This window comes from Emticicia sp., from assembly GCF_049241225.1.
In the GTDB taxonomy this organism is placed as follows: Bacteria; Bacteroidota; Bacteroidia; order Cytophagales; family Spirosomataceae; genus Emticicia.
Window position 1 is genome coordinate 17,176 of the sequence record NZ_JBMLRC010000251.1, and the last position, 3,295, is coordinate 20,470.

Consider the following 3,295-nt stretch of genomic DNA (forward strand, 5'->3'; position numbering starts at 1 on the left):
TTATTGATATTTTGGCCTATTTTACGGCCTTCGGCCAGACCAGTATCATTATCGCTGCGGCAGTGAATTCCTCCCAAAAATCTCGAATAAGCCGATTCTTCGGCAGCTTCCCAAAACGAATTATATGAACGATTTTTATAAAAAATAAAGGTGAGTGGGTCTTGTCCACGACCTTCATGTGAATCATCAGTATATTTAAACTCATTGCCATAAAGCCTTGTAAGAACAGTTGCCGAAGCAGCCGATTGCACCGAGTGGCCTGAATAAAACGCAGGAAACGGAGGCTCTGGCCAAAACGATAACCATGAGCCATCAATGTAGGTTCTGATAAACGTTGAAGGACGCTCTGCATTATAGGTATATTTCGCTTTCCAACAATTTGTAAACGCATCTGCTATCGACATGCCAACCATTGCATAAGTCTGTGCGGCTTTAATGAGGCTTGGTTTTGCAGTTTTTACGGCAATTCGAGCAAGGCTATATGAATGCCCTGGAGGCGTAAATGTACGGCTTGGGTCATCTCCCCAAAATAAGGCAATTTCTTTTTCTTCCTGTGTCAAAACTTTATTTTTAGCATAAACCTCTAAAAACTGAGCATAATATTGCGAATATGGGCTGGCACTATACGCAATCGGTTTTGGTATGGGTAGAGTACTATTAGCAGTAGCAAATGTTCGATTTCGCCCCCAATAAGGGTGTAAAGGTAGTGATGTAGCTGTTTGGCTAAAACTCGGTGTTCGCCAATACCCCAAACCAACCGGTACCATGTAATCAAGAGTAAAATTTCGGTTATAACCTTGGTAGCCACCGTCCGTTTTCGACCACTCAAAAATTGCTTTCGCCACATCTTGCCCGTACTTTACCGAACGGTCGATTATATCTTGTTTTTCGGCTTTATATTCGGCTAAAATCTTACTTTCGAGCGAATCAATCGACTTTTTATTTACATCCGATGTTTGCTCGTAAATATTTTTGATAATCCACGCTTGGCCAGCATTGAGACTCAAAGCCCAATTATATTTCTGAGTTGTATCAATTTTTGGTAAAGCAGTCAAACCATTTAATTGCCCAGCCATTGATAAATAAGCCTTGTTTCCACCAACAATACTTTCATACATCGTAAGACCAATATAACCAAAACCTCTCGAAGCGTAAGTAGGCGAGTTGCCAGGAGTTTTCTCGGCAATAATGAGTGTCATTTTGCCCCATCTGATTGCCGTATTGGCAGTTGTAGTATCAACTACCGCAACGGGTGCAGGGTCTTCGTTGGTTTTATTACAACCACCCATAAAAAGCCCACTCGATAATAAACCAGTAGCAATAATTATAAACTTAAATTTTCTTTGGTAATAACTCTTCATTCCCTCAATGTTTAATAAATTATACAGCGTTTTGCTTCAAAAATTATACCATTTATGGCAGTTTCTGCGTAATTACGCCTTCCAAAATTACACAATTTCGGAAATAACACAAATTAAATCCGAAATTGCGGAAAAACTAACATTCAGTGGCACTCAAAGCCAAACCTGCTTGTGAGGTTTCTTTATATTTTTTCGACATATCACGGCCAGTGGCTCGCATTACCTTTATAACACTATCGAGCGAAATCTTCTGGGCCGAAGCATTTCCCGACGATGATAATAAATATGCGTTATATGCCTTAATTGCACCCATTGCGTTACGCTCGATGCACGGAATTTGCACGTACCCACCAATTGGGTCGCAGGTCATGCCTAAATGATGCTCAATTGCAATTTCGGCGGCCGCTTCTACAATTTCGATGCTTTTTCCTGCACAATAAGCCAACATTGCGGCAGCCATGGCCGATGCCGAGCCGATTTCGCCCATACAACCCATTTCGGCACCCGAAATACTGGCATTATGTTTAATCAAGAAGCCAACTGCTGCGGCGGCTAACATTCCTTCACGGAGGCGTTGTTTGTCATAATGATAATGATTGCGTAGCAAGAAAAACACCCCAGGAATCACACCCGATGCCCCCGAAGTTGGAGCCGTGACTACAATATTTCCTGCGGCGTTTTCTTCCGAAGCAGCCATGCAATAAGCATTCAGAAAAATCATGAAACTATCGCTTGTTGAGGCCAAATTCTTGGCTTGTTCGTACAAAACAGGGGCTTTTCTACGCAATTTGATTGTGCCAGGCAATAATCCTTTATGACGCAAACCTCGTTTCACGGCTTTGTGCATCGCTTCCAGAATATCATCTATTTTCTGAAAAATTTCTTTTCTTGAAAGCCCAGTCAAAGCCTCTTCATTGGCAATCATCAAATCGGTCAACGTAATTTTATTTTTCAGTAAATGCTCCTTCAATTCCTTCATAGTCGTAAAGGCATACTTCGGCATTTTATCATTCTCAGCACTCAAATCTTCGCCTTTTCGCTGAATAAAGCCCCCTCCTACTGAATAATACTCTTCTTCTAATACAATCTCATTGGCACTTATCAGCTTAAAAACCAACGTATTCGGGTGCGGAGACTCATAGCGTTTTTTTTCAAACACAATGCTTTTGGCCGTGAGTTTTACTAGCTTATCAGCCACTTGGGTTTCGTAGGTATCTGTTTCATTTTTCAATAATGCCGTAAAAGCCATCGGCTCGCAGGTGTCTGGCAACCAACCCAATAGCCCAGCAATTACGGCTCGGTCAGTACCGTGCCCTTTGCCAGTGGCACTCAATGAGCCGTATAAATGAATCATAATCTGTGGAGTTTCGAGCGATTGTATAGCTGCCAAAGCATTGGCTCGTTGCAGAAAATCATAGGCTGCCTTCATCGGGCCTATCGTGTGCGAACTCGACGGCCCCGGCCCAATCTTGAATAAATCAAAAATTGATGTTTTAATTATTTCTTGTGGCATTTTTTGTTGTAATAGTTATTGATGAAGTGATTTTTAAAACAAATTTGATGCTTTTTAAAGAATAATGCCAATTTTAAAAACAAAAAGAAAAAGCTATAACCAAGTTTTTTCTTAATCTACAAACTTTCTGCTTATTTTGTGGGTTCTTAGTTCAATCAAAAACCATAAATAAAATTCGAATCATGGCATTAAAAGTAGGCGACCAAGCACCCGATTTCAAATTATTCAACACCGATAAAGCAGAAATTAACTTGGCTGATTATCGTGGTAAAAACGTAGTAGTTTTATTTTTCCCTTTGGCATTTACGGGCGTATGTACGGCAGAACTTTGCCAAATGCGTGACGATATAGCCACTTATTCGGGCTTAAACGCCGAAATCTTAGGTATCTCGGTTGACTCTATCTTTACTTTGGGTAAATT

The 3,295-nt window shown here is 40.8% G+C and carries 3 protein-coding genes; 1 reads left to right on the forward strand and 2 read right to left on the reverse strand.

Going from position 1 to position 3,295, the window contains the following annotated elements:
- The coding region (locus ACOVO2_RS13440; protein WP_421770474.1) for a vanadium-dependent haloperoxidase at nucleotides 1-1,361 on the reverse strand (1,361 nt) is incomplete at its 3' end.
- A 136-nt stretch (nucleotides 1,362-1,497) separates the two neighbouring features.
- Nucleotides 1,498-2,874 (reverse strand): L-serine ammonia-lyase, encoded by a 1,377-nt coding sequence (locus ACOVO2_RS13445; protein WP_421770475.1) that lies wholly within the window; start codon nucleotides 2,872-2,874, stop codon nucleotides 1,498-1,500.
- A 182-nt stretch (nucleotides 2,875-3,056) separates the two neighbouring features.
- Between ACOVO2_RS13445 and ACOVO2_RS13450 the strand changes: the two genes are divergently transcribed.
- A partial coding sequence (locus ACOVO2_RS13450; RefSeq protein ID WP_421770476.1) for a redoxin domain-containing protein occupies nucleotides 3,057-3,295 on the forward strand: 239 nt, incomplete at its 3' end.